Source organism: Lentilactobacillus diolivorans DSM 14421, from assembly GCF_001434255.1.
GTDB lineage: Bacteria > Bacillota > Bacilli > Lactobacillales > Lactobacillaceae > Lentilactobacillus > Lentilactobacillus diolivorans.
Genome location: NZ_AZEY01000088.1, coordinates 1 through 376 on the forward strand (window position 1 = coordinate 1; position 376 = coordinate 376).

Below are 376 nucleotides of genomic sequence, written 5' to 3' on the forward strand. Positions count from 1 at the left end.
TAAACTCGCTTTTTACATAGAAGTATATCAAAAATCATAGATCTTGGACAGCTTCTTAGTGATGGCTTAACCAAACAATTAGGCTTGCAAGAAGCACAAGAAGGACCTGAGCACGATTTAAAAATGCTAGCAGCCCAGTCACTGAATAAGTCCTATCAAAGCTTGCAACAACAAGTTCAGCAAGCAAGGAACCCACAACAAAAATCAGAACTAAAAAATAAACTAAATGATATACACCATGAAATCAGTAATCGAACACAAAAACAACTGAAAGCATTTGCTGAACAGAATCCGGAAATCAAACAACCCGAATCCAAACTTGATCAAAGCCTAAAACGTTAGCCAGTTTTTAAGGGACATGCTATAATGTAATAGA

At 36.2% G+C, this 376-nt stretch carries 1 pseudogene; it reads left to right on the plus strand.

The features are described from left to right. Positions 1–54: 54 nt before the first annotated feature. Positions 55–342 (plus strand): annotated as a pseudogene (locus FC85_RS09555) (LtrC-like protein); the annotation flags it as partial. Between the last annotated feature and the right edge of the window lie 34 nt (positions 343–376).